The sequence below is a fragment of the Pseudomonas reinekei genome (assembly GCF_001945365.1).
GTDB lineage: Bacteria > Pseudomonadota > Gammaproteobacteria > Pseudomonadales > Pseudomonadaceae > Aquipseudomonas > Aquipseudomonas reinekei.
This window is the reverse complement of sequence record NZ_MSTQ01000020.1, coordinates 19104-45106: the sequence shown is the minus strand read 5'-3', so window position 1 is coordinate 45106 and position 26003 is coordinate 19104. Positions and strand designations below refer to the sequence as shown.

Below are 26003 nucleotides of genomic sequence, written 5' to 3'. Positions count from 1 at the left end.
GACATGAACGATCAGAAAGTAGAAGCCAAGTACGAATCCATTCTGCTGCGGGTGTTGTGGATGGTCGTTTTCGTGCTGGTCTGGCAAGTGGCGCAATTCATCCTTGGCGCCGTGGTGCTGGTGCAATTGATCTATCGTTTGATTTACGGCGCGCCGAGCGCCAGTTTGATGAACTTCGGCGACAGTCTGAGCCAGTTCCTGGCGCAGATCGGTCGTTTCGGCAGTTTTCACAGCGACCAGAAGCCTTGGCCGTTCGCCGATTGGCCGACGCCGCGTACGCCGGAAGGTGAAGCGCCGCACGTCGTGGCGCCTGCTGCGCATCCGGCCCGAGATGAGGAACCCAAGCTATGAAACTCTGGGTATTGCGTCATGGTGAAGCCGTGCCACACGGCTCCCGCGCTCACGATTCGGAGCGCGAATTGACGGAACACGGTCGAAAGGAAGTGCTGAGCAGCGCTGCAAAATTGATCGGCCAACCGCTGAGTGCCATCTACGCCAGCCCGTACCTGCGGGCACAGCAAACGGCGCAGCTGGTGCGCGAAGCATTGGGTTTCGAGCCGGAAATCCGCACCGTCGAATGGCTGACCCCGGACACCGACCCGGACAAAGTGGCCGAACAGATGGTCGCGGTAAGCGATGTGCTGCTGGTCAGCCACAACCCGTTGGTCGGGAATCTGCTGAGCTACCTGCAGCATGGCGCCGGGCATCCGCCGGAGAGGGTCAGCACCGCCGGGCTGGCAGAGCTCAGCGGTGACGAACTGCTGGTCGGGTCAATGAAGCTCGACAGCATCAAGCATCCCTGAAAGCACCTGATCACAATCTGCGGCAGCCTCCACACTGGAGGGTGCGCCTTTAAAAGGCGCTGCCGGAGGCTGCGATCGGGTGATCTGTTTTTTCCTTACAAATATTTAACCAAGCACTTGCTTGGTTGACTACGCTTGCTCCAGACCAAAAAAACAGGAGCGAGTCGCATGTCTGCTGCCTTTCGTTTGCCGCTGGACGTTTTCTACGAACGTGAGGCGCGTCATCCGCGCCAGCGTTTTTTGGTTCAGCCCATCGGTGGTGGGCAAGTCGAGACCCTGACCTGGGCCGATGTCGGCCATCAGGCCCGCTGCGCGGCACATTGGTTGCGGGCCCGGGAATTGCCCCAAGGCAGCCACATCGCCCTGATTTCGAAGAATTGCGCGCACTGGATCATTGCCGACCTTGCGATCTGGATGGCAGGCCATGTCTCGGTGCCGCTGTATCCGAACCTGACGGCCGAATCCGTGGCCCAGGTGCTGGAGCATTCTGAAGCGGCGCTGGCGTTCATTGGCAAACTCGACGACTGGCCCGGGATGTCCCGCGGGGTCAGCCCGGAACTGGTGACGATCAGTCTGCCGCTGCATCCGCCGGGCACCTTCGATTTCAGCTGGGCCGACCTGCAAGTCAGCTCGCCGATCCAGGACGACCCCAAGCCTGCCGCCGATCAACTCGCGACGATCATCTACACCTCCGGTACCACCGGCATGCCGAAAGGCGTGATGCACAGCTTCGGTAACCTGGGGTTCGCCACCACGCGCGGTACTTCGTTGTTTGGCCTTAACGAGTCGGACCGGCTGTTGTCCTACCTGCCGCTGTGCCATGTGGCCGAACGGATGTTCGTCGAGCTGGCCTCTATTTATACCGGGCAAACCGTATTTTTTGCCGAGAGCCTCGACACCTTTCTCACCGACCTGAAACGTGCGCGGCCGACTGCGCTGTTTGGCGTTCCACGCATCTGGACCAAATTCCAGATGGGCGTGTACAGCAAGATCCCGGCAAAACGCCTCGATTTTTTGCTCGGTTTGCCGATTATCGGCAAGCGGGTAGGGCATAAGGTCCTCGCCGGGCTGGGGCTCGATGCGCTGCGCGTGGCCTTGTCTGGCGCGGCGCCGGTGCCTCTGACCTTGCTGCTGTGGTACCGCAAACTGGGGCTGGACGTACTGGAGGTCTACGGCATGACCGAAAGCTGTGGTTACTCGCACATCTGCCTGCCCCGCCAGAACAAACCCGGCTGGATCGGCAAGCCGTGCCCCGAGGTCGAAGTGCGCATTGAGGATTCGGGCGAGGTGCTGGTGCGCAGCGGCGCGACCATGCTCGGCTACTTCAAGGAGCCGCAGAAAACCGCTGACACCATTACCGAGGACGGTTTCCTGCGTACCGGTGACAAAGGTGAAGAGGACGCCGAAGGCAACCTGCGCCTGACCGGGCGCCTCAAGGAAATCTTCAAGACCAGCAAGGGCAAATACGTGGCGCCGGCACCGATTGAAAATCGCCTGGCGGTGCATTCGCGCATTGAACAGGTTTGTGTGGTGGGGGATGGCTTGAGCGCGCCGTTGGGGCTGTGCGTGCTTTCGGCCGTCGGGCAACAGGAGGCGCGTGCAGGGTTGCATTCAAGCCTGGAAAAACTCCTCGAAGAGGTCAACGGCGCGCTCGACAAGCACGAACGCTTGCGGCGTCTGGTGGTGGTCAAGGACAGCTGGGCGGTGGAAAACGGTTTTCTCACGCCGACCCTGAAGATCAAGCGCAACGTCATCGAAGCGGCTTACGGTGGGCAATTCGAAGAATGGAGCGAGCGCAGTGAAGCGGTGCTGTGGCAGGATTGAGTCACGAACAAAACCAATAAGGAAAACAGCGATGAGTCTGTGGCGCACCACCCCCAACATCGAACAGCTGAATGCAATCCAGAAAAACACCATCGGCGAAGTGCTGGACATCCGTTTCGAAACCTTCGATGAAGAGTCGCTGACCGCGAGCATGGTCATCGACCACCGCACCCATCAGCCTTACGGTTTGCTGCACGGCGGTGCTTCGGTGGTGCTGGCCGAATCCGTGGGCTCCATGGCCAGTTACCTGTGCATCGACGCCAGCAAGTTTTACTGCGTGGGCCTGGAAATCAACGCCAACCATTTGCGCGGCCTGCGCAGTGGGCGAGTGACGGCGGTGGCCAAGCCGATTCACATCGGGCGCACGACCCATGTCTGGGACATTCGGCTGACCAGCGATGAGGGCAAGGCCAGTTGCGTGTCGCGGTTGACCATGGCGGTGGTGCCGCTGGGTGAGAATCCGCCAGCGCGTTGATCCCTCTGTTGTGGCGAGGGAGCTTGCTCCCGTTGGGTCGCGAAGCGGCCCCAATCACCTTCACCCGGGGCATCTGCTCGTGGCGACTGCCATGCAGCCGGACGCGAGCAGGCTCGCTCGCCACAGGTTCATGGGTTTGACCGGACTGTCATCATTCCTGTCAGTTACGGTCATTGCTGCGGGGCGCCGACTTACGGACAATCGGGTTCTGTTTTCGTGGATGGATCGTCGGTATGTCGCAACAGATATTTTTCGCCCACGCCAACGGGTTCCCTTCGGGCACCTACGGCAAACTGTTCGCGGCGCTGGCGCCCGAGTATCAGGTGACGCATCTGGAGCAGCACGCCCATGACCCGCGTTTTCCGGCGGACGACAACTGGTACAACCTGGTGGATGAGCTGATTCATCACCTGGAGCGACAACCGGAGCCGGTCTGGGGCGTCGGCCACTCGTTTGGTGGCGTATTGCACCAGCACGCAGCGCTGCGCTGCCCTCATCTCTATCGTGGGGTGGTGATGCTCGACTCACCCGTGCTGACCCGCACCGATCAATGGGTGATCCGCGCCGCCAAACGTTTCGGTTTCATCGATCGCCTGACCCCGGCCGGTCGCACCCTGGGGCGGCGCGAGGAATTCGCCGACCTGGACAGCGCCCGCCGCTATTTCGCCGGTAAAACCTTGTTTCGCGGTTTCGACGCCGAATGTTTTGAAGCCTACCTGCAGCACGGTTTGCACAAGGTCGGAAACAAACTGCGCCTGCGGTTCGACCCTGCGACGGAAATCAGCATCTTCCGCGGAGTGCCACACACCAGCCCCGGCAGCACACGACAGTTGAAGGTGCCGCTGGCGGTGGTGCGCGGCCACAACAGCCGAGTGGTGATGCGCCATCACGTCAGTTCGGTCGGACGCCTGCCGCAGGGTGAAGTTCTGACCATGCCCGGTGGCCACATGTTTCCACTCGAGCGTCCGCAGGACACCGCCCGACTGCTGAAAAACCTGTTCAGCCGCTGGGACGCTCGCCAACAGGATTGCGCATGAGCAATGTCGTCGAAGAAGTCCGCCTGAGCCTGCCGCACATTGAATTGGCGGCGCACCTGTTCGGCCCCGAAGACGGTTTGCCAGTGATTGCCCTGCATGGCTGGCTCGACAACGCCAACAGCTTTGCCCGGTTGGCGCCGAAGCTCAAAGGCTTGCGCATCATTGCACTGGACATGGCGGGGCATGGCCATTCGGGGCATCGGCCGCCCGGCGCGGGCTACGCCATGTGGGACTATGCCCACGATGTGCTGCAAGTCGCCGAACAATTGGGACTCAAACGCTTTGCGCTGCTGGGGCACTCCATGGGCGCGATCGCTTCCCTGATCATTGCCGGGTCGCTGCCGGAACGTGTTACGCATCTGGCCCTGATCGATGGCGTCATTCCTCCTACAGACAAGGGCGAAAATGCTGCCGAACGCATGGGCATGGCCCTGCAAGCGCAGCTGGATCTGCGGGAAAAACGCAAACCGGTCTACGCTACCCTCGACCGTGCCGTCGAGGCTCGCATGAAAGGGCTGGTGGCGGTCAGCCGCGAAGCCGCCGAGCTGTTGGCTCAACGTGGCTTGATGCCGGTACCGGGCGGTTACACTTGGCGCACCGACAATCGCCTCACACTGCCATCACCGCTGCGTCTTACGACCGAACAGGCAATGGCCTTCGTCCAGCGGCTCAGTTGTCCGGCAAAACTGGTGGTGGCTGCCGACGGCATGCTCGCCAGGCATCCTGAATTGCTGGAGCGTCTACCCTTTAGCCGTGAACAGCTGCCAGGCGGCCATCATTTGCATCTGAATGATGAAGCCGGTGCCGACCTTGTCGCAGACTGTTTCAATCGGTTCTTCGCCATTCCTTGACTTGCACCGGGCAACTGTCGAGGCTGGGCGGGTTGAAATGGGAGACAACCATGATAGATCTGTACACCGCTGCGACCCCGAATGGCCACAAGGTCTCTATCGTGCTCGAGGAACTCGGCCTGCCCTACACGGTGCATGCCCTGAGTTTCGATAAAAAGGAACAGAAGTCCGAGGACTTCCTCAAGATCAACCCCAATGGCCGGATTCCGGCGATTGTCGATCGCGCCAATGGCGATTTTGCCGTGTTCGAGTCCGGCGCCATCCTGGTTTACCTCGCTGAAATGACTGGCAAATTGTTGCCAGCCGACCCCAAGGGGCGTTCGGTGGTCATGCAGTGGCTGATGTTCCAGATGGGGGGTATCGGCCCGATGCAGGGCCAGGCCAACGTGTTTTTCCGGTACTTTCCGGAAAAGCTCCAGGGGGCGATTGATCGCTATCAACATGAAACCCGCCGCCTCTATGAAGTTCTCGACACGCGCCTGCAAGCCGTTGAATTTCTGGCCGGCGAGTACAGCATCGCCGACATTGCGACCTTCCCGTGGGTACGTGGCTACGAGTGGTCGGGGGTGTCGGTGGAGGGCTTGACGGCGTTGCAACGCTGGATGGCGACCATGGAAGCCCGTCCTGCGGTCAAGCGTGGTTTGCTGGTGCCGCAACGCGCGGATGAAGCGAGTGTCGTCAAGGGAGCCCAGGCCATGCTGATCCGATGAGTCTATTCATACGTTCCTTCAGTCTGCTGGCGCTGTGCAGTTTCAGTCCTTTGTTGATTGCCGCTGATATGCCGGGCAGTCAGGATTTGCCGATCGTGCCGCGCATGGTCGATGCGCAGATCGTCGACTATCGCCCTGCGGTCGAGATCGAGCGAATTTACCCGCTGGGGTCGATTCGCAAGATCAGCGGTCAGTTGCGTTTCGATGGCCAGGTCAGCGCCCGTGGCAATGCAACGTCGGTGACTTACGAGTTGCCACCGGAGCATTCGTCCACCGAAGCCTTCACGGCCGCTCGCGAAGCCTTGCAGCAACAGGACGCGCAGTTGCTGTTCTGGTGCCAGGCCCGTGATTGCGGCGAAAGCAGCTTGTGGGCCAACGAAGTGTTCGGCAACGCCAAGCTCTACGGCGCCGACAATGAGCAGGCGTACTTGCTGTTGCGCCTGGCCGCACCCAAAGAAAACACCCTGGTGGCGCTCTACAGCATCACCCGCGGCAATCGCAAGGCCTACCTGCACGTCGAACAGTTTGAAGCCGCCGCGCCGCTGGGCGATTTGCTGCCAACCTCGGCGACCTTGCTGCGTGAACTCAAAAGCACCGGCGAACTCGACTTCCCCCAACTCACGAACGCACCGGATGACACCTGGCTGCGCTTGATCTCCCGCGGCCTGAACCTTGACACGACTTTGCGGGTCAGTGTCTCCGGGCCGAGCGCTGAAGCCTGGCGGCAGGCGCTGATCGTTCAGGGCGTGCGTGCCGCGCGGCTGGAAACCGGCAGCGTCGAAGGTTCAGGCCTGCACATCCAGCTATTGCGCTAGGCTTTACCCGGCGAACGCGTGCAGCGCGTTCGCCGACTCTTTTGCTGACTGATTTTTTCGAGACTATAGATGATCAATAACGATCGGCTGTTGGTGCAGATCCTGCTCCTGGTGCTGTTTGGCGCGAGTCTCTGGGTGATGGCGCCGTTCTGGTCGGCGTTGTTCTGGGGCGCGGTGCTGGCATTTGCCAGTTGGCCACTGATGCGCTTGCTGACCCGTTGGCTCGATGGTCGAGAATCCCTCGCAGCGGGGCTGTTGACCGTGGGCTGGATGTTGCTGGTGGCGGCGCCGTTGGTGTGGCTGGGTTTCAACCTGGCGGATCATGTGCGTGACGCTACGGCGTTCATCAAGGATGTGCAGGTCGATGGCCTGCCGGAAGCGCCGGCCTGGCTGGGTAGCATTCCGCTGGTAGGCGGTCGCCTGGTGGGGATCTGGGACAGTATCGATCAGCAGGGCGCGGCCATGATGGTTTCGCTCAAGCCTTACTTCGGTCAGGTCGGCAACTGGCTGCTGGCGCGCAGCGCACAAATTGGCGGCGGCATTCTCGAACTGACGTTGAGTATTGTCTTCGTGTTCTTTTTCTATCGCGACGGGCCACGACTGGCGGCATTTGTCCATGGCTTGCTGGAGCGCCTGATCGGCAAGCGCGCCGGGTACTACATCGAATTGGTGGCGGGTACGGTGCAGCGGGTTGTGAACGGCGTGATCGGTACGGCCGCGGCCCAGGCCGTACTGGCGCTGATCGGCTTCCTGATTGCCGGAGTGCCGGGGGCTTTGGTGCTCGGTATCGTCACGTTCATGCTCAGCCTGATTCCCATGGGGCCACCGCTGGTATGGATTCCGGCCACCGCCTGGCTGGCCTGGAAAGGCGACTACGGGATGGCGATTTTCCTCGGGATCTGGGGCACCTTCATCATCAGTGGCGTGGACAACGTGCTCAAGCCATACCTGATCAGTCGCGGCGGGAACTTGCCGCTGGTGATTGTGCTGCTAGGGGTGTTTGGCGGGTTGATTGCGTTTGGCTTCATCGGGCTCTTCATTGGTCCGACGCTGCTGGCAGTGGCGTACAGCCTGTTGACCGACTGGAGCAAAAGCCACTCGCGGGTAGAGGATCGTCGCTGAATTGATGCGATAGGGCGTTAGGTCAGTAAACAGACTCGCGCTGGTCCGGCGGACGGATGATGGGGACCGTCAGACCAACGCAAGACTGAAAAAACGCCTCGGGCTTCCTTGCCCGAGTCGTACAGCGGGGTGAATCAGAACTTCGCTTCAGCATCCAGTTGCAGGGTGTTGATGTCGGAGTCTTTGAGCGTGGCGTTGGTGTAGTCGGAGTTAGCCATGAAGTAGGTCGCGCCGAGGTTGAAGTTCTTGTCCAACTCGTAGCTCACTTTCAACTTGCTGCCGCGCGAACCGGTGAAGCCGTTGGCGAAGTCGGAGTCGGTGAAAGCACCAACCACGGAGTTACGCTGTACGTCGCGGTAGTTGTAGTCGATGGCAAAACCGTAGACCTTGGTCTTCACACCGGCCAGCCAGGCAGTATCCTGATCGTTGCTGGCGTCGTCGTTGTTGACGTACTGACCGTACAACGAGAGCGGCATTGGCAAGCCGCCGATGTCGAGCTGACCAAAACCTTCGAACAGTTTGAACTGCTCGTTCGGGCTGTTGCCGTTGACGGCCAGTGCAGCCGGGATTGTGGTGCCGCCCGCGGTGATGTCGTCGTCGTTGTCGTAGCCGTAGATGCTGCCACCCAGGGTCAGTTTCAGGTTGTCGGTGATGCCGAAGCGCGCACCCAGCTGACCTGCGTACAGGCGCAGGTCGTGTTTGAATTGCACGCCATCGCCGTCGACGTTGTCCTTGAGGGTGTAGTGACCGGCGCTACCGAACAGCTCGGTGCTGCCGCTCAGCGGGTATTTGTACGAGACCGACAGACCCTCAGGGCTGATATCGCCATCCCAGATCACGTCGCCCATGCTCACCCATTGCTGTGGCATCTTGCCGCCAACGATGTGCAGGTTCTTGATGGCGTCAGGGTGGTAGTCGACGTAACCCTGATCCAGCCAGATCTGCTTCTTGTCGAAGTAGTTGTCCAGACTCTGGTTGGTGGAACGCGCGTCATCGTTGTTGCCGGTGGCGATGCGGATACCGGTGTCGACTTGCGGGTTGATTTCGGTGTAGGCACCCAGACGGGCACGAATTCGCTGACGGTCCTGGTCTTTGTTGTTCGAAACGCCATCGTTGTGCACGTTTTCCTGACGGAAGCGCACGTCACCCTTGAATTGGGTCTTGGCCGCCCACGCCAGTTTCTGGTCGAAAGAGCTCAGTTCGTTGGTTTTCTTCGCGGTCGCTGCGATCTGCTCGTTGGTCTCTTGCTGAGCCTGGCGGGCGATTTGCTGTTCTTTCTGATCCCGGGCCAGCTCGGCTTGCAGTTCGCCGTACTGCGCGTTGGTAATCGAGCCGTTTGCCTTGAGCATGTCGAGCAGTTTGGCGTCGACTGCGGCGCTGGCTGGAACACTCATGGCCAGCAGTAGACCGCCACACAGGGCTGCCGCAGTTTTCGTGGAAGCAAGACGCATATCAATCTCCGAAGATGAGAGTGGATGGCTGAGCCATCCAGGGCACAACCGACCATTGATGGACGGAAAACAGTGGCCGGGTTAGAACCCGACGCTCTAAAAACAGGCGCCAGTATCGCGATGGTTTATGACAAGGCGGTGGCAATGTGATGTCATGTCGATGACGAAGCAAAGTTGTTGCGAACTATTGAATTAGAGCGTTGTCGTCGAATTGATCGTGTGCAATGGATGGCGATAGGCGATACTCGCGAAGCTTCCACGCCATCAATGAGTGAGATGTGTAATGCCGTTGCAACGCCTGGAAAGTCTGTCCGACATCGCTGCGCAAACGTGGGATGTGTTGGTGCCCGAGACACAGCCATTTCTATGTCACGCCTTCCTGAGTGCGCTGGAAGACAGCGGCAGCGTCGGGCCTCATTCCGGCTGGCAACCCGAGCATTTGCTGCACATCGAAGGTGATCATCTCATCGCTGCCTTGCCCAGTTATCGCAAGTGGCATTCCTACGGCGAGTACGTGTTCGATCACGCCTGGGCGGACGCCTGCGAACGTGCCGGAATCGATTACTACCCCAAGCTGTTGACCGCCGTACCCTTCAGTCCGGTAGGCGGCCCGCGCTTGCTGGCCGCCAGCGTCGATGACGGTTTCGAACTATTGAACAGCCTGCCGGGCTATCTTGAAATCGAACAACTCTCCAGCGCGCACATCAACTTCACCGACCCATTCACCGACGCCGCACTTGCCGGGCAGCCGGGCTGGCTGCAACGTGTCGGGTGCCAGTACCACTGGCAAAACCGTGGTTACCGAGACTTTCAGGATTTTCTTGATGCACTGAGCTCACGCAAGCGCAAACAGATGCGTAAGGAGCGGGAACAGGTGGCGGGGCAGGGGTTCGATTTCGAGTGGCTCGAAGGCCGGGAATTGACCGAGTCGTTGTGGGATTTCGTCTATGCCTGCTATGCCAATACCTACGCGGTGCGTCGGCAAAGACCCTATCTGACACGAGCGTTTTTCAGTTTGTTGGCTGAGCGCATGCCGCAGTCCATCCGCGTGGTGTTGGCCAGGCAAGGCTCACGGCCGGTGGCGATGGCCTTCAGTCTGGTTGGGGGCGACAGTTTTTACGGGCGTTACTGGGGATGTCTGGCGGAGTTCGATCGCCTGCACTTCGAGACCTGTTTTTATCAAGGCATGGATTACGCGATTGCCCATGGCTTTCAGCGGTTCGATGCCGGCGCGCAGGGTGAACACAAGTTGATTCGCGGGTTCGAGCCCGTCATCACGCACTCCTGGCATTACTTGCGTCATCCGGGATTGAAAGCGGCCGTGAAGGATTTTCTGCAGCAAGAGCGGATTGGGGTATTGGCCTACGCGGACGAGGCGAGGACGGCCTTGCCTTACCGGCAAGGCTGATCCTCGAGATGCCCGGTCAGGTTTCTTCCTTGCCCAACCAGCGATAAAGCACACCACCGACGACTGCGCCGAGTAGCGGCGCCACCCAGAACATCCACAATTGCTGAATCGCCCAACCGCCGACAATCAACGCCGGGCCTGTGCTGCGCGCCGGGTTGACCGAAGTATTGGTGACCGGGATCGAAATCAGGTGGATCAGGGTCAGGGCCAGACCTATGGCAATCGGCGCAAGCCCCGCGGGCGCACGCTTGTCGGTGGCGCCGAGGATGATCAGGATGAACATGGCGGTCATCACCAGCTCACAGACAAACCCCGCCGCCATCGAATAGCCGCCAGGGGAATGTTCGCCGAAGCCGTTGGACGCCAGGCCTCCCGCCAGCTCGAAACCGGGTTTGCCGCTGGCAATGAAGTACAGCAGGGCGGCTGCAATCACGCCGCCAATGACCTGCGCAATGATGTAGGCCGGCAGTTCCCTGGACGGGAAGCGTCCGCCAACCACCAACCCCAATGACACCGCCGGGTTGAGGTGACAACCGGATATATGGCCAATGGCGAATGCCATGGTCAGTACCGTCAAGCCAAACGCCAGGGATACCCCCAGCAAACCGATACCGACATCCGGGAACGCAGCGGCCAGCACTGCACTGCCACAACCCCCCAACACCAGCCAGAAAGTACCTACCAACTCAGTCGCCGAACGTTTTAACAGAGACATAGGAGTGTGTCCTTTCGAGATTATGCAGCCTTGAGCCCAGCCGATGGACTGCAGAACCATCTTCAGAACGTTGAAGTAAGTACAGCACGGTTTTTTCAGAATTCCAGCAGGCGTAAAAAACCGCCAGCCCCCGTTGTTCAAGGCGTCTGGCGGTTTTTTGGAGTTTTAGGCATTACTCGACTTCTGTAGGCGCGAGTATTGATTCAGGGAATCAATCGATCCCCACGAACCCACCCGTCTGATGCTGCCACAGCCGCGCATACAAACCGCCCAATGCGAGCAATTCAGCATGGCTGCCGGTCTCGGCGATCTTGCCGTTCTCCAGTACCACCAAGCGGTCCATGCGGGCGATGGTCGAGAGCCGGTGGGCAATGGCGATGACGGTTTTGCCCTGCATCAGGGTTTCGAGGCTCTCCTGAATGGCCGCTTCGACTTCCGAGTCCAGTGCCGATGTGGCTTCGTCCATGATCAGGATCGGCGCGTCCTTGAGCAGCACGCGTGCAATGGCGATCCGCTGACGCTGACCACCAGAGAGTTTCACCCCGCGCTCACCCACGTGGGCATCGAAACCGATGCGGCCTTCAGCGTCAGACAGCGTTGGGATGAACCCGTCGGCCCGGGCCTTGTGTACCGCTTCCCAGAGTTCGGTATCGGTGGCGTCAGGTTTGCCGTAAAGCAGATTGTCGCGGATCGAGCGGTGCAGCAGCGACGTGTCCTGGGTGATCATGCCGATACGCTCGCGCAGGCTTTCCTGGCTGACATCGGCAATGTTCTGGCCGTCGATGAGAATCTTCCCGCCTTCTACGTCATAGAGGCGCAACAGCAGATTGACCAGTGTTGATTTGCCGGCACCGGACGGTCCGATCAGGCCGATTTTCTCGCCGGGTTTGATCGTCAGGTTGAGCCCGCCGATGATCCCGCTCCGCTTGCCGTAGTGGAAGTCCACGTTCTCGAAGCGCACTTCGCCCTTGGCCACGGTCAGGGGTTTGGCCTGGTCGCGGTCGGTGACGCTGACCGGTTGCGAGATGCTCTGCAAACCGTCCTGAACCATGCCGATGTTTTCGAAAATGCCGGTGACCACCCACATGATCCAGCCTGACATGTTGACGATACGGATTACCAGCCCGGTGGCCAGGGCGATGGCGCCCACGCTGATCAGCGACTGCGTCCACAGCCACAGGGCGAGGCCGGTGGTACCGACGATCAAGAGGCCGTTCATGCTGGTGATGACCACGTCCATGCTGGTGACCACACGACCGGCCAGCTGGGCTTTTTCGGTTTGTTCCTTGATCGCTTCGCGGGCATATTGCTGTTCGAAATGGGTGTGGGCAAACAGCTTCAACGTGGTGATGTTCGTGTAGCCATCGACGATTCGCCCCGTGAGCTTGGAGCGCGCATCGGAGGACACGACCGAGCGTTCCTTGACCCGTGGCACGAAGTAGTAAAGGGCGCTGATAAAGGCGACGATCCAGGTCAGCAACGGGATCATCAGGCGCCAGTCGGCTTCGGCGAACAGCACCAGCGAGCTGATGGCGTAGATCAACACGTGCCAAAGCGCGTCCACCGCTTGCACGGCGGAGTCGCGCAGGGAGTTGCCGGTTTGCATGATGCGTTGGGCGATGCGCCCGGCAAAGTCGTTCTGGAAGAAATTCAGGCTCTGTTTGAGCACGTAACTGTGGTTTTGCCAGCGGATCAGGCTGGTCATGCTGGGGCTCAGCGTCTGGTGCACCAGCAAGTCATGCAGGCCGACGAACACCGGTCGCAGGATCAGCGCTACCACCACCATCCAGGTCAGTTCCAGGGCGTGATCCTTGAAGAAATCAGCGTTGGGTGTGCCCTGAGCCAGGTCGATGATGCGGCTCAGGTAACTGAACAGCGCCACTTCGATCAATGCGCCGAACAGGCCGACGATCAGCAGGGCGGCGAAACTCGGCCAGACCTGCTTGAGGTAATAGGTATAGAAGGGCAGGACGCGATCCGGCGGTGCGGCTGTCGGGGCGTCGCGGAAGATGTCGATCAGTTGTTCAAAACGGCGATAAAGCATCGGTTATTTACCCGCGAACGGGCTCTCCTTCAACGGTTTGAGCGTTGCCGGGTGCACCGGCAACGGCTCGGACATCCTTGTCCAGCCTGGTTTCAGTCGATGCGCTTGGCCGACTTGATGAACACCGGGTCAGCCGGTACGTCTTTCATGCCGCTGCGCACGGTGGTCGGCGAGTTGACAATGATGTCGACCACATCCATGCCTTTGACCACTTTGCCGAACACTGCGTAGCCGTCACCCTGGTCGAGGAAGTCGTTGTCCTTGACGTTGATGAAGAACTGACTGGTGGCCGAATCAGGCACCGAGGTGCGCGCCATGGACAAGGTGCCACGCACGTTGACCAGGCCGTTGTTGTGCTCGTTCTTGATCGGCGCCTTGGTTTCTTTTTGCTGCATCTGTTGGGTAAAACCGCCGCCCTGGACCATGAAGCCCGGAATCACGCGGTGGAAAATCGTGTTGTTGTAGAAGCCACTGTCGACGTACGCAAGAAAGTTCTTGGTACTGATCGGGGCTTTGACCGGGTCCAGTTCGATTTCGATCTGGCCGTTGGTGGTTTCCAGCAAAACGTGCGGCGCCTTGGCAGGCGTTGCCGCCATCAGGTTGGCGGCGAACAGAACGGAGCCAGCGGCGAGGGCGATTTTTTTCAGCATGGGTCAGTGATCCTGATGGGTAGTGTCGACTGCGGTGAGAAATTCGAGCAGCGTCTGATTGAAGTGTTCGGGTTGGTCCAGCGGGGTGGCGTGACGCGAATCGGCAATCACTGCCAGCCGCGCATTGGGCAGCAGTTTTACGTAGTTTTCTTTCAGCGCGACCGGAGTGTAGTCGTGGTCGGCGGTGACGATGAGGGTTGGACAGGACACCTTCGACAGTCGTTCCTGAACACCCCAACCGACAATGGCATCGAAGCTGGCGAGATAAGCATGTTTGTCGTTTTTTGCCCAGCGTTCGGCCATTTTTTGTCGCAAATCTGCCTGCTCGGGTTTGGGGAAGAGCTTGCCGCCCAAGGCTTTGCCGATGGTACGCAGGCTGAGTACGCGCATCAGGCTCCAGCGCTTGAACCACTGCCAGTAATCATCGCGGCTGCGCAGCTTGACCTCGGGCGCGCTATTGACGATGCACAGGCTTTTCAGCAGTTGTGGCTGATCGACACCGAGTTGAAAACCGATCATGCCGCCCATGGACAGTCCCACATAATGTGTCGGGCCCAGGTTCAGATGCTCCATCAGCGCGACCAGGTCGGCACTGAAGCCGGCGATGCTGTAGCGCTCGCGAGGTTTGTCGGAGCGCCCGTGGCCACGCACATCCGGGACGATCACCCGGTAGCGGGCAGCCAGCGCGGGGATCTGTTTTTCCCAGTCCAAAGTGCTTGAACCTAGCCCGTGGACCAGCAGCAACGGCGTGCCGTGGCCGTATTCCTCATAGTGCAGGTTGCAACCTTCGTGTTCGAAATAGGCCATGCATACACTCCGTGTCAGGCTTGTTCGGGGGCGGCGAACGGTGCGTCCAGTGGTGCGGTGTCGAAGGTTCGCAGCAATTCGACGAGAATCTGCGTCGCGGGCCCGAGCGGTTTGTCCTTGTTCGAATACAGGTAAAAACTCGGATTACGGCTGCCGCCCTGATCCAACGGTAGCAGCTTGAGCGTGCCTTCCTTGAGTTCCCGTTCGATCATGTGCCGTGGCAACCAGGCGAACCCCAGGCCGCTGCCGACGAATGTCGCGGCGGTGGCCAGGCTGCCGACGGTCCAGCGCTGTTCGGCGCCTAGCCAGCCGACGTCCCGTGGTTGCTGGCGACCAGAGTCGCGGATGACCACTTGCATATGGCTTTCGAGGTCCTGGAAATTCAGTTCGCGGTTGAGGCGATGCAGGGAATGTTCGGGGTGGGCGACGGCGACAAATTCGACGTCGCTCAATTCCGCACCCAGGTAGCCTGGAATACTGAACCCGGTGATGGCCAGGTCGGCCACACCTTCGAGCAGCACTTCTTCCACGCCCGACAACACCTCTTCGCGCAAGCGCACCCGACATCCGCGGCTTTGCGGCATGAACGCGGTCAAGGCGCGGACGAGGCGGGCGCTCGGGTAGGCGGCGTCGACCACCAGGCGCACTTCGGCCTCCCAGCCTTGCTCCATGTGGTGGGCCAGGTCTTCCAGTTGACTGGCCTGTTTCACCAGTTGCCGGGAGCGGCGCAGCAGCACGCCACCGGCTTCGGTCAGCACGGCTTTGCGCCCGTCGATGCGCAGCAAAGGTACGCCGAGCTGGTCCTGCATCCGCGCTACTGTGTAGCTGACTGACGATTGCGAGCGATGCAGCGCTTCGGCGGCCTGGGCGAAACCACCGTGGTCGACCACGGCCTGAAGTGTTCGCCATTGATCAAGGGTCACGCGGGGCGCTTTCATGATGAGCTCCTCTTGTCCTAAGCTGGGCAGTTCTTATTGGAGACTGCTGAATGAAAAAAATGTGTTGTGTGTTGCTGGCGCTGTTGCCGCTAACGGCGATGGCGTACCCGATCGATGTGAAAAAAGACCTCAACGGCCTGAAGATCGATTACGAAACCTTCGACACCGATAGCGATATCGGCTCCATTCGGGTGGCCAACTATGGTGACGTCGACGCGAGCTGCAAGGCGGTGTTCAGCAATGGCCCGGAAGCACCACGAACCCGCAAGATCGAGGTACCGGCCGGCAAGCACAAAAGCGCCACCGCCAAGTTCAATCGCAACATCATCAAGCTGCGTATCGAGTTGATCTGCACCCCGAAATAAAACAAAACGGAGCAAACCTGACGGGCATGCTCCGCTTATAAACGAATTTATTGATGGTTTATAGCAGTTATTTGCGCTTTTTCATCGATATGACTCTGTTTAACCTTCACTCCATCGACTTACAGCATTCTCAGATGGAGCCTACATCCCATGTCCCGCGTTCTGATCATTGAAAGCAGTGCCCGTCAGCAAGACTCGGTTTCCCGTCAACTGACCCAGACCTTCATCAGCCAGTGGAAAGCCGCTCATCCCAACGATCAGATTACTGTTCGTGACCTGGCCGTCAACCCGGTGCCGCATCTGGACATCAACCTGCTGGGTGGCTGGATGAAACCTGCCGAGCAACGCAGCGACATCGAACAGGTTTCGCTGGAGCGCTCCAATCAGCTGACGGATGAGCTGCTGGCCGCCGATGTGCTGGTCATGGCCGCACCGATGTATAACTTTGCCATTCCGAGCACCCTCAAGGCCTGGCTCGACCATGTGCTGCGTGCCGGCGTGACCTTCAAATACACCGAAACCGGCCCCCAAGGTCTGCTCAGCGGCAAGCGCGCCTACGTGCTGACGGCCCGCGGCGGTATCTACGCCGGCAGCACGGCGGATCACCAGGAGCCGTACCTGCGTCAGGTCATGGGGTTCATCGGGATTCACGACGTGACGTTCATCCACGCCGAAGGCATGAACCTGGGGGGCGACTTCCAGGAGAAAGGCCTGAACCAGGCCAATGCCAGGCTTTCGCAAGTGGCCTGACCCGTTAATCGCCAGATAATCGCTGGATGGTCTAGTGACCTGGCGCACCCCTTCAAGCCTGTACGCGCATCGAACCTCCCTTTGCACTTATTGCTCCTGAGTGCTGTAGCCCGATTGAACGCTTTAGCGAGATCGGGCTTTTTTTTGCCTGCGATTTATAGGCATCCACGCAACGCTGTGGGAGCGAGCCTGCTCGCGAAAGCGTCGGCACATCCAGCATCCATGTGTCTGGCGTAGCGTCTTCGCGAGCAGGCTCGCTCCCACAGGGTTTGTGTTGGTTTAGCGTTCGCGATCATCGGCAAAACCCGCTATCTTCGCCGCCATTCAAAACGAGGCGAGCATGGGCTATCTACTTTTTGTCACGCTGATCCAGGCGTTTTCCTTCAGTTTGATCGGCGAGTACCTGGCCGGTCATGTCGACAGTTACTTCGCGGTACTGGTACGGGTGCTGCTGGCGGGGCTGGTGTTCATTCCACTGACGCGCTGGCGCTCGGTCGAGCCGGCGTTCATGCGCGGCATGTTGCTGATCGGCGCGCTGCAGTTCGGGGTGACGTACGTCTGCCTGTACCTGAGCTTTCGCGTGTTGACGGTACCGGAAGTGCTGCTATTCACCATCCTCACGCCGTTGCACGTGACCCTGATCGAAGATGCGCTGAACCGTCGCTTCAATCCCTGGGCGCTGGTCGCTGCACTGGTGGCGGTGGCGGGCGCGGCGGTGATTCGCTACGACCGGATCAATCCGGATTTCTTCATGGGCTTCCTGCTGCTGCAATTGGCCAACTTCACCTATGCCGCCGGGCAGGTGCTTTACAGGCACCTGGTGGCACGCCATCCCAGCGATCTGCCGCACTACCGGCGCTTCGGTTACTTCTACTTGGGCGCGCTGGCGGTGGTGTTGCCGGCGTTTCTGTTGTTCGGTAAACAGAACTTCTGGCCGGAGGCGCCGCTGCAATGGGGCGTGCTGTTGTTCCTCGGCCTTGTTTCGACCGCATTGGGGCTGTACTGGTGGAACAAAGGTGCTTGCCTGGTCAATGGCGGGACGCTGGCGGTGATGAACAATCTGCATGTGCCGGTAGGGTTGCTGATCAATCTGCTGATCTGGAATCAGCATGAGGACCTGGGACGGTTGCTGCTGGGTGGGTCGGTGATTCTGATGGCGGTCTGGATCAGTCGGCTGGGTATGCGCAAATCTTTGACCGTCAACTAAACCTTGTGGGAGCGAGCTCGCTCCCACAGTTTTTTGTGGTGTCACATCACGTGTTTTTCCGCCTCGGGAATGTGGCTCGTGCCCAACACGGCCGGCAGCAGCCCGGCGCGTAAATCCGTCCCGCTCGGTTGCTGATACAGATTCAGTCCGAACTCCGGTAGCACCGCCAGCAGATAGTCGAAAATATCCCCCTGAATCCGCTCGTAATCGGCCCAGGCCGTGGTGCGGGTGAAGCAATAGATTTCCAGTGGAATGCCCTGCGCGGTGGTTTGCATCTGCCGGACCATGCAGGTCATGTTCGGCTGGATCTCGGCGTGGCTTTTCAGGTAGGCCAGTGCATAGGCGCGGAACGTGCCGATGTTGGTCATGCGTCGGCGGTTGGCCGACATGGCGGCGACATTACCCTGGGCTTCGTTCCAGGCCTTAAGCTCGGCCTTCTTGCGGCTCATGTAGTCGGTCAGTAGATGCACCTGGGACAGTTTCAATTCTTCGTCATCGCGGATGAAACGCACACCACTGGCGTCGATGAACAAGCTGCGCTTGATCCGTCGGCCACCTGACTGCTGCATGCCGCGCCAGTTCTTGAACGACTCGGACATCAGGCGCCAGGTCGGGATCGAGACGATGGTCTTGTCAAAGTTTTGCACCTTGACCGTATGCAGCGTGATGTCCACCACATCACCATCGGCGCCGACCTGTGGCATCTCGATCCAGTCGCCGACGCGCAGCATGTCGTTGCTGGTCAACTGCACACTGGCGACGAAAGACAGCAAGGTGTCCTTGTAGACCAACAGGATCACCGCCGACATCGCACCCAGACCCGACAGCAGCAACAGCGGCGAGCGATCGATCAATGTGGCGACGATGATGATCGCGCCAAACACGTACAAGACCATTTTCGTCAGTTGCACATAGCCCTTGATCGAGCGCGTGCGGGCATGTTCGGTGCGGGCGTAGATGTCCAGCAGCGCATTGAGCAGGGCGGTGACGGACAGCAGCAGGAACAGGATGGTGAACGCCAACGCTACGTTGCCGAGGAACACCATCGCCGTTTTGCTCAGCTCCGGCACCAGGTGCAGGCCGAACTGGATCACCAGTGACGGTGTCATTTGCGCCAGGCGTTGAAACACCTTGTTGTGGCGCAGGTCGTTGACCCAGTGCAGGGCGGGCTGACGGCCGAGCATTCGGCTGGCGTGCAGAATCAGGTAGCGGGCCACTCGTCCGAGGAGCAGCGCGATGATCAGCAACACCATCAGCGCCAGGCTGGCATGCAGGAGCGGATGTTGGTCGAGAGTGCCCCAAAGGTCTTGGGCATTGAGCCAGAGCTGTTTGATATCCATGTGCAAAAACGATTCTTCTATGAGACGCGACGGGCGATTAGAGCATTTAAGACGCTTTGTATTGCGTTTGGGGACAAATCAGGCAACAAAAAAGCCACTGTTTACGGTCGATTGCATAAAGAAACTCGGCCTGGGCGCTCGAAACCGGTACCCTATGCAGCTGTTTTTTTGCATTTCTTCGAGGTAGCACCCGTGTTTTCCGAATTCGCCTTGCACGAACGCCTGCTCAAAGCCGTGGCCGAGCTTAAATTTGTCGAGCCAACGCCTGTGCAAGCAGCGGCCATTCCGCTGGCGCTCCAAGGGCGTGACCTGCGGGTGACAGCGCAAACCGGTAGCGGCAAGACCGCTGCATTCGTTTTGCCGATCCTCAATCGCCTGATCGGCCCGGCCAAAGTCCGCGTCAGCATCAAGACCCTGATCCTGCTGCCGACCCGTGAACTGGCCCAGCAGACCCTGAAAGAAGTTGAACGGTTCTCGCAGTTCACCTTCATCAAGTCCGGCCTGATCACTGGTGGTGAAGACTTCAAGGTCCAGGCTGCCATGCTGCGCAAGGTGCCGGACATCCTGATCGGCACGCCGGGCCGGATGATCGAGCAACTGAACGCTGGCAACCTCGACTTGAAAGAAGTTGAAGTGCTGGTGCTCGACGAAGCCGACCGTATGCTCGACATGGGCTTCGCCGACGATGTGCAGCGTCTGGTCGACGAATGCACCCACCGTCAGCAGACCATGCTGTTCTCCGCCACCACCGGGGGTTCCGGCCTGCGCGAGATGATCGCCAAGGTCCTGAACAACCCTGAGCACTTGCAGCTCAACGCGGTCAGCCAGTTGAACGAAACCACCCGTCAGCAAATCATCACCGCTGACCACAACCAGCACAAAGAACAAATCGTTAACTGGCTGTTGGCCAACGAGACCTATCAGAAGGCCATCGTGTTCACCAACACCCGGGCCATGGCCGACCGCATCTATGGTCGTCTGGTGGCGCAGGAATACAAAGCGTTCGTGCTGCACGGCGAGAAAGACCAGAAGGATCGCAAACTGGCGATCGATCGCCTGAAGCAGGGCGGGGTGAAAATCCTCGTGGCCACCGACGTCGCCGCTCGCGGCCTGGACGTGGACGGCCTGGACCTGGTGATCAACTTCGACATGCCGCGCAGCGGCGACGAATACGTACACCGTATCGGTCGTACCGGTCGCGCCGGCAACGATGGCCTGGCCATCTCGCTGATCTGCCACGGCGACTGGAACCTGATGTCGAGCATCGAGCGCTACCTCAAGCAGAGCTTCGAGCGCCGCACCATCAAGGAAGTCAAAGGCACCTACGGCGGACCGAAAAAGGTCAAGGCTTCGGGCAAGGCTGTTGGCGTAAAAAAGAAAAAGACCGACGCCAAGGGTGACAAGAAAAAAGTCGCCGCCAAGACCCCGACCAAGCGCAAGAGCGCCAATCGCCCGAAAAGCGATTCGCTGGTGAGCAAGGACGGCATGGCCCCGCTCAAGCGCCGCAAGCCGGAAGCGCCGGCGGCTGAGTAAGCGCTTTAGTCGATCATAAAAAAACCGGAAAAACGTCCGGTTTTTTTATGATCGGCGTTCATCAGGTCTCGGCTTTCTTCTGCGCCGAACCCAACTCTTTCAGGCGCTGATCAATCAACTGGCACTTGTCCGGCAGATCCTTGGAAGCGGTGCCTAGATCCATCTTCTGCAACTCATCGTTGATCTCCTTTGCCTTGTCCGGATTCTGTTCGGTGAGTCGGGTGACTTCCTTGGCCAATTGTTCGCGTTTGGCCGTGGCCTCTTCGGGGGTACAGGCCCAGGCGGGCAGGGCGCAAGCGAGGGAGGCGGCGAGGGTGAGTTTGAGCAGGGTTTTCATGAGTCAGGCCTCAGTTCCGGTTAAGGCGGGTTAACCGGTTGAGGCCTGAAAGAGGAAAAAAGTTCAGGCGCATTTTCACCCGCTGTGGCAGCAACTGGCCGGGGCAGCGTCATCGTACTTGTCGTGATGTTTCACCCACTCCATGATTTCCTCTTCATTGCGCCCCTTGGGCGTCAAATCAAGGTAGTTGTAGGCACCTACCAACAGGTCCAGGCCTCGGGCATAGGTGGAGTAGGTGTGAAAAATTTCGCCGGCGTCGTCGCGATAAAACACGCTGAGGCCTGGGAGTTCTTCCTCGGAGCCGTCAGTTTTTTCGTAGTTGTAAGTCGCTTTTCCGGCGGCGACGTCTTCGGCTCTGGCCGAGACGCCAAAGTCGTAGTTGAAGTCGCAACCTTCTGACGAGACCCAATCGAACTTCCAGCCCATGCGTCGCTTGAACGCCTGAAATTCGCCGAACGGTGCGTGGGACACCGCCACCACGGCCACGTCATGGTGGGCCAGGTGCTGGTTGGCACCATCGATGTGGTCGCAAAGGAATGAGCATCCCGGGCAACCTTCGTCCCAGCCTTCGGCGAACATGAAATGATAAATGACCAACTGACTGTGATCGCCGAACAGGTCGGCGAGCTTCAGTTCGCCATTGGGGCCCTGAAAGTGGTAGTCCTTGTCGATTTTCACCCAAGGCAGGGCGCGGCGTTCGGCGCTGAGTTTGTCTCGTTCGCGGGTGAAGGCTTTTTCGTGGGCCAGGTGCTGTTTGCGAGCGGCGAGCCATTCTTCCCGGGACACGACGGGATGATTCTGGACGTTCATGGTGATATCTCCTGCGTGGGGCTGGGAGGGGACTTACACAGCCTAGTCGTTCGGCTTGCCTGGAATTCGACACGCCGCCGGTCGGTCGTGACAATAAACTCAGGTGAACGGCCGTCGGGCATACCGGTCACAACCTATGAAGGCCCCACTCTCGGGCACCGGAGGTTGCAGGATGACGACTTACAATTGGGATTTGATTGAACGCCTGTTGCACGAAGTGCAGCGCGGTGAAGCCAGCTTTACCCCACGGCCCTATGCCGAGCAATACGCTGCGGAAAAAGCGTCGGAAGGTGAGCGCACGGAGAACCTTGACCATTTGAAAGCGGTGGCGGGGGAGTACGAAAAATTACTGCTGGAGCGAGGCTATATCGAGTCTCGGCCGGAGGAGCAGGGCGGTACCGGTTCCAATTACATCCTGACGCCCCGAGGCTCAAGTTTATTGAGTCTGATCGACAGTAGCATTCCGGGCAATGACCATCCGCGGCAGGTGCTGGACGAGCAAGAAGATGCGCTGGATGAGCTGACGTTCGATGAAGTGGCCTCGAAGGCGCAGATTGCCTGAGCAAAAGATCGCAACCCGCGGCAGTTCCTACAGAATCACTCGACCCCTGTAGATGCTGCCACAGGCTGCGATCTTTTGATCTTTAACTCTGCTTGGCCGCTTTCAGGCATTTCAGGTCACTGAAATCCTTCTTCACCCCTTCAATCTTTGTCTGCAAACGCTGACGTTGCGTCGGTGTACTTTCTGTCATCAGTTCAACGAACAGCGAACGTGCCTGGGCCTCGGTTTTGGCGAAGGCCTGACGATATTCCGGCGTCCATAAACGCTCTCGGTCAACCAGAAGTGTCTCGATTCGCTGTGGGAATTCCGGACTCTGGCGTTGGGCCACCGCTGCACTGAACTGCTTCTGCCAATGAACGCGATTGGCGATCCACTGCGTATTCTGATCGCCCAGCGCGTTCGACCACGCCGCAACGCGTTGCCGCTGCGTCGGGCTGAGCGGGCCGAGCCAGTCATTGAGGCGTTTTTCCATGCGCTCGCCACGTTCCTTGATCTGCTGATCGAGAGACGGTTTGAGATATTGCACCTCACGCTTGCGCTGGTCCTTGGCGAACGCTTCGTTCATTTCCGCGACCTGTTTGTCATCCAGACCTTGCAGTAATTCCACGGCTGAGGGAGTGATTTCCCGTGCAGTTTCGGCGATTGCCTGCTTGGCTTCGGTCGCACGGGCCTGCAGCGCGTCATCGGTTACCTGATTGCTGGCCACCATGCTTTGCAAACGGTCGAGCCAATCGAGATAGCTGGGCATTTGCGTGGTGCAGTGCCAGCTCAAGTGTTCTTTGAGGCGTTCGTTGAACCAGCCTTTTTGCTCGCCGTTCATGTCCAGGTAGTCGCCGAGCGTCCAGGGAATGATCACGTCGAGGTTGCGATAGGCCAGGCCCATGCGGCTGCATCCGCCGAGGGTGAGGCTGAACATGAGCACAAAAGTGATGTATTTCAACCAGCGAGACATGGGCGAATCCTTGCGAAAGCCTGGCTTCGGGATCTGATTCTCATGTGAACGCAAGATGAGGCCGGCAGTTCAGCGAATCAATAGAAGCTGCGTTCGGCCTTGAGGGTGACGAGTCCGTCACATTGGCTGTTGTGCCCTGAATAGGCCGAACAATAGCTGCCGCTGAGGCTGGAGTCGCTGTAGATCAGGTCAAGGTCGATGCCCATGAAAGGACGGGACAGTTTCACCGACCAATCGGTGAAACTGCCTACGTAACCACCGTCCACCGCCACCGGCGCATTCAACTGGTGGGTGGTGTACTTCATGCTGATCCCGATACCGAAAGGCTGATTGCCGCTGAGGTCGGCGAACAAGGTGCTGTTCTGTTTATCCGGGTCGTTGCTCAAGGCGACGCCGAAGCGACTGCCCAGCAAGGTCAAACCACCAAACAGTTCCTGACTGTCGAGGGTGTCCACTTCGGGGTAACTGTAGTGAATGATCCCCACCTCGTAGCCCAAGGTTTGGTCGAAAGGTTGTTTAAAACCCGCGTAGGAATCGATTTCGAGATTTTTCCCCGGGGTGATTCCCATGCTGGGTGACCACTGGCCGAAGTAGAAACCGCTGTCATGCGTCAGGTCCAGGCCACCATGGAACGAACCGGCGGCGGAGGGTTTGACCAGGCCTTGGGCCATGCTGCGACTGGGGCTGGTGCCGAGCTTGAGGTCGAAATCCCCCAGTTCGCGCTGGAACACTTGCCCATGGGCGAAAGGGCAAGCCAACAGGCCGCCGAGCAGTAATGATAAACAGGGGGATTTGAGCATGCGTCACTCCATGAACAGCGAGTGCGGGCGGTTTGGCCCACTGGAACGCTTGATCTAGACGCGTGCAAGGATACCGACGAATGACAGCCATCGAGGGCCGTTCGTCGATTTTTACAATATTGAGGGGGTCGGGGAGGTTGTTGCGAGTGTTCCAGTCCAGGCGCTTCGATGCTCAAAGCGCTCAGGGACCAGGTAACGCGTGGTGTTTACTTCTTGCCCAGCGTGATCTGCTTGGACGGGCCGAACGTCTGGCCGCTGACGCCTTTGGCAATTTGCTGGATTTCACCGCCGGATTTGAGGAATGCAGCGATCTGGCTGTTGATCGACTCGCTGGTTTCGACGGCTGGAGCTGGCTTTGCTTTGCTGTTGGATGCTTTTACGCGCATGGCGGCCATTAACCTGTAGAAAATTAACTTGGCCAGGCATCGTACAGGAAATACCCGCAATTTGCTTGGCAAATATCCCGTGCGGAATACGGCATAGGAGCAAAATAAATGGCGGATTGTTGTTGGTATATTTCCCTAAGTCGCTGTTTTAAATAAAAACAAGTCTCTGAAAAAACGCTTTATGCACTGCTCCGGCCGGCGCGGAAGTCGACGGTTCGGTCAGACGAGCGGCCGTTTGTTAGCGCAAAACCCGGAAAAATTAAGGCCTGCGCAGGTTTTTCTCCTGCCGCCGGACCGGCCACCGAACGCGGCCTGCAAAACCGGGTAGAATGCCGCCACGCAATGAGGGTATTGGACATGGCTTTAGTCGGGCGTTACAACAGTTTGCAAGTGGTTAAACACACTAACTTCGGTTTATATCTGGACGGTGGCGCGGACGGCGAGATTCTTTTGCCGAACCGTTATATTCCAAAAGATATTCCAAGCGAAGATGAAGACTGGCTCAACGTATTTGTATATTTGGACAGCGATGACAAACTCATCGCAACTACTGAAAAGCCGAAAGTTCAAGTCGGTGAATTCGCCAGTTTGAAAGTTGTTGAAGTCAACAGCATCGGTGTGTTCCTGGATTGGGGGCTGCCAAAGGATCTGTTGCTGCCGTATTCGGAAGAAAAGCGTCAGCTGACAGCCGGTGAATATGTGGTGGTGCATGTCTACCTCGACAAGCACACCCGCCGCATCACCGCGACAGCGCGTCTGGACCGCTACCTGGACAAGACGCCGGCCAACTACACGGCGGGTCAGGAAGTTGACCTGTTGGTTGCCGAAGCCACCGATATGGGCTTCAAGGCAATCATCAACAACAGGCACTGGGGCCTGATCCACAAGAACGAAATATTCAAGTTCATGCGCGCCGGTAAAGAAGAGAAGGGCTTTATCAAGGAAGTTCGCACCGACGGCAAGATCAGCCTGAGCCTGCAACCGGTCGGCCAGGAAGCGGCCACCAGCCTGAACTCGAAGATCCTCGCCAAGTTGCGCGAAAATAACGGAACTCTGCCAGTCAGCGACAAGAGCGATCCGACTGTCATCAGCAGCCTGTTCGGGGTCAGCAAAGGTAACTTCAAGAAAGCCATTGGTGCGTTGTACAAGAATGGCCAGATTGTCATTCATGCCGATCGCATTGAACTGAGCTGATGTTGCATTACAGCCAGCACCCCTGAGTGCTGGCGCGCTCCCACACATCTGGTCCGCGCCAGCCGGAGCAATGTGGGAGCAAGCCTGCTCGCAATTGATAGGGTTGCAGTCACTCAT

28 protein-coding genes are annotated in these 26003 nt (G+C 58.8%); 16 read left to right on the top strand and 12 right to left on the bottom strand.

The genetic code is table 11. From position 1 onward, the window contains the following. The first annotated feature begins 3 nt into the window (after window positions 1-3). The 9 genes from BVK86_RS24405 to BVK86_RS24365 all read left to right on the top strand — a co-directional run bounded on the left by BVK86_RS24405 (window position 4) and on the right by BVK86_RS24365 (window position 7637). Window positions 4-351, top strand: coding sequence for a DUF4389 domain-containing protein (locus tag BVK86_RS24405; protein WP_075948821.1), 348 nt, complete (start codon window positions 4-6; stop codon window positions 349-351). Further along, window positions 348-803 carry a phosphohistidine phosphatase SixA gene (sixA, locus tag BVK86_RS24400; protein WP_075948820.1) on the top strand — a complete coding sequence of 152 codons (456 nt, stop codon included), beginning with the start codon at window positions 348-350 and terminating at the stop codon, window positions 801-803. The genes BVK86_RS24405 and sixA overlap by 4 nt, the downstream gene beginning before the upstream one ends. A 168-nt stretch (window positions 804-971) precedes the next feature. Next, window positions 972-2627 carry an AMP-binding protein gene (locus BVK86_RS24395; protein ID WP_075948819.1) on the top strand — a complete coding sequence of 552 codons (1656 nt, stop codon included), beginning with the start codon at window positions 972-974 and terminating at the stop codon, window positions 2625-2627. A gap of 31 nt (window positions 2628-2658) precedes the next feature. Further along, window positions 2659-3102, top strand: a complete 444-nt coding sequence (locus tag BVK86_RS24390) for a hotdog fold thioesterase (RefSeq protein ID WP_075948818.1) — start codon at window positions 2659-2661, stop codon at window positions 3100-3102. 233 nt (window positions 3103-3335) lie between these two features. After that, window positions 3336-4139: an alpha/beta fold hydrolase gene (locus BVK86_RS24385; protein ID WP_075948817.1), complete on the top strand. Its 804-nt coding sequence runs from the start codon at window positions 3336-3338 to the stop codon at window positions 4137-4139. Continuing rightward, window positions 4136-4990, top strand: coding sequence for an alpha/beta hydrolase (locus BVK86_RS24380; protein ID WP_075948816.1), 855 nt, complete (start codon window positions 4136-4138; stop codon window positions 4988-4990). Before BVK86_RS24385 ends, BVK86_RS24380 begins: the two co-directional genes overlap by 4 nt. A gap of 50 nt (window positions 4991-5040) precedes the next feature. After that, window positions 5041-5700 (top strand): glutathione S-transferase family protein, encoded by a 660-nt coding sequence (locus BVK86_RS24375; protein WP_075948815.1) that lies wholly within the window; start codon window positions 5041-5043, stop codon window positions 5698-5700. Between the two features lie 8 nt (window positions 5701-5708). Next, window positions 5709-6515 (top strand): DUF4892 domain-containing protein, encoded by an 807-nt coding sequence (locus BVK86_RS24370; protein WP_075948869.1) that lies wholly within the window; start codon window positions 5709-5711, stop codon window positions 6513-6515. A gap of 69 nt (window positions 6516-6584) precedes the next feature. Continuing rightward, on the top strand, window positions 6585-7637 hold the full coding sequence (locus tag BVK86_RS24365; protein ID WP_075948814.1) for an AI-2E family transporter: 1053 nt from the start codon (window positions 6585-6587) through the stop codon (window positions 7635-7637). Between the two features lie 134 nt (window positions 7638-7771). Here the strand turns inward: BVK86_RS24365 and BVK86_RS24360 are convergent, their stop codons facing one another. Then, the gene (locus tag BVK86_RS24360; protein ID WP_075948813.1) at window positions 7772-9088 is read right to left on the bottom strand and encodes a putative porin; all 1317 of its coding nucleotides are present in this window, start codon (window positions 9086-9088) and stop codon (window positions 7772-7774) included. A 283-nt stretch (window positions 9089-9371) separates the two neighbouring features. Between BVK86_RS24360 and BVK86_RS24355 the strand changes: the two genes are divergently transcribed. Next, entirely contained in the window at window positions 9372-10496 is a 1125-nt protein-coding gene (locus BVK86_RS24355) for a GNAT family N-acetyltransferase (RefSeq protein WP_075948812.1), read from the top strand. A 16-nt stretch (window positions 10497-10512) separates the two neighbouring features. Here the strand turns inward: BVK86_RS24355 and aqpZ are convergent, their stop codons facing one another. The 5 genes from aqpZ to BVK86_RS24330 form a co-directional block, all read right to left on the bottom strand. After that, window positions 10513-11211: an aquaporin Z gene (gene aqpZ, locus BVK86_RS24350; RefSeq protein ID WP_075948811.1), complete on the bottom strand. Its 699-nt coding sequence runs from the start codon at window positions 11209-11211 to the stop codon at window positions 10513-10515. Window positions 11212-11422: 211 nt separating this feature from the next. Further along, window positions 11423-13255, bottom strand: coding sequence for an ABC transporter ATP-binding protein (locus BVK86_RS24345; protein WP_075948810.1), 1833 nt, complete (start codon window positions 13253-13255; stop codon window positions 11423-11425). 92 nt (window positions 13256-13347) lie between these two features. Then, the gene (locus tag BVK86_RS24340; protein ID WP_075948809.1) at window positions 13348-13905 is read right to left on the bottom strand and encodes a peptidylprolyl isomerase; all 558 of its coding nucleotides are present in this window, start codon (window positions 13903-13905) and stop codon (window positions 13348-13350) included. A gap of 3 nt (window positions 13906-13908) precedes the next feature. Then, window positions 13909-14712, bottom strand: a complete 804-nt coding sequence (locus tag BVK86_RS24335; protein WP_075948808.1) for an alpha/beta fold hydrolase — start codon at window positions 14710-14712, stop codon at window positions 13909-13911. 14 nt (window positions 14713-14726) lie between these two features. Then, on the bottom strand, window positions 14727-15650 hold the full coding sequence (locus BVK86_RS24330; RefSeq protein ID WP_075948807.1) for a PA3225 family LysR-type transcriptional regulator: 924 nt from the start codon (window positions 15648-15650) through the stop codon (window positions 14727-14729). A gap of 50 nt (window positions 15651-15700) precedes the next feature. Between BVK86_RS24330 and BVK86_RS24325 the strand changes: the two genes are divergently transcribed. The 3 genes from BVK86_RS24325 (at window position 15701) to BVK86_RS24315 (ending at window position 17972) form a co-directional block, all read left to right on the top strand. Beyond that, the gene (locus BVK86_RS24325; protein ID WP_075948806.1) at window positions 15701-16015 is read left to right on the top strand and encodes a 3-phosphoglycerate kinase; all 315 of its coding nucleotides are present in this window, start codon (window positions 15701-15703) and stop codon (window positions 16013-16015) included. Between the two features lie 150 nt (window positions 16016-16165). Beyond that, window positions 16166-16765 (top strand): FMN-dependent NADH-azoreductase, encoded by a 600-nt coding sequence (locus BVK86_RS24320; protein ID WP_075948805.1) that lies wholly within the window; start codon window positions 16166-16168, stop codon window positions 16763-16765. Between the two features lie 340 nt (window positions 16766-17105). Next, window positions 17106-17972 carry a carboxylate/amino acid/amine transporter gene (locus tag BVK86_RS24315; RefSeq protein WP_075948804.1) on the top strand — a complete coding sequence of 289 codons (867 nt, stop codon included), beginning with the start codon at window positions 17106-17108 and terminating at the stop codon, window positions 17970-17972. A 41-nt stretch (window positions 17973-18013) separates the two neighbouring features. Here BVK86_RS24315 and BVK86_RS24310 read toward each other — a convergent pair whose 3' ends face one another. Further along, window positions 18014-19312: a mechanosensitive ion channel family protein gene (locus BVK86_RS24310; RefSeq protein WP_075948803.1), complete on the bottom strand. Its 1299-nt coding sequence runs from the start codon at window positions 19310-19312 to the stop codon at window positions 18014-18016. Between the two features lie 192 nt (window positions 19313-19504). Between BVK86_RS24310 and BVK86_RS24305 the strand changes: the two genes are divergently transcribed. Beyond that, a complete protein-coding gene (locus BVK86_RS24305; RefSeq protein ID WP_075948802.1) occupies window positions 19505-20845 on the top strand; it encodes a DEAD/DEAH box helicase in 1341 nt (446 codons plus the stop codon). Window positions 20846-20906: 61 nt separating this feature from the next. On the opposite strand, the gene BVK86_RS24300 is transcribed toward BVK86_RS24305, so the two are convergent. Beyond that, entirely contained in the window at window positions 20907-21182 is a 276-nt protein-coding gene (locus BVK86_RS24300; protein WP_075948801.1) for a hypothetical protein, read from the bottom strand. Window positions 21183-21257: 75 nt separating this feature from the next. Beyond that, on the bottom strand, window positions 21258-21992 hold the full coding sequence (locus tag BVK86_RS24295; protein ID WP_075948800.1) for a DUF899 domain-containing protein: 735 nt from the start codon (window positions 21990-21992) through the stop codon (window positions 21258-21260). Between the two features lie 172 nt (window positions 21993-22164). Here BVK86_RS24295 and BVK86_RS24290 point away from each other — a divergent pair, with 172 nt between their 5' ends. Further along, window positions 22165-22554: a transcriptional regulator gene (locus BVK86_RS24290; RefSeq protein ID WP_075948799.1), complete on the top strand. Its 390-nt coding sequence runs from the start codon at window positions 22165-22167 to the stop codon at window positions 22552-22554. Window positions 22555-22636: 82 nt separating this feature from the next. Here BVK86_RS24290 and BVK86_RS24285 read toward each other — a convergent pair whose 3' ends face one another. From BVK86_RS24285 to BVK86_RS24275, 3 genes are all read right to left on the bottom strand, one after another. Then, window positions 22637-23506 (bottom strand): DUF6279 family lipoprotein, encoded by an 870-nt coding sequence (locus BVK86_RS24285; protein ID WP_075948798.1) that lies wholly within the window; start codon window positions 23504-23506, stop codon window positions 22637-22639. A gap of 77 nt (window positions 23507-23583) precedes the next feature. After that, a complete protein-coding gene (locus BVK86_RS24280) occupies window positions 23584-24306 on the bottom strand; it encodes a TorF family putative porin (RefSeq protein WP_075948797.1) in 723 nt (240 codons plus the stop codon). A gap of 206 nt (window positions 24307-24512) precedes the next feature. Continuing rightward, window positions 24513-24701 carry a hypothetical protein gene (locus tag BVK86_RS24275; protein WP_172668627.1) on the bottom strand — a complete coding sequence of 63 codons (189 nt, stop codon included), beginning with the start codon at window positions 24699-24701 and terminating at the stop codon, window positions 24513-24515. Window positions 24702-25049: 348 nt separating this feature from the next. On the opposite strand from BVK86_RS24275, the gene BVK86_RS24270 reads away from it, so the two are divergent. Further along, entirely contained in the window at window positions 25050-25886 is an 837-nt protein-coding gene (locus BVK86_RS24270; RefSeq protein WP_075948796.1) for a CvfB family protein, read from the top strand. The last annotated feature ends 117 nt before the right edge of the window (window positions 25887-26003 follow it).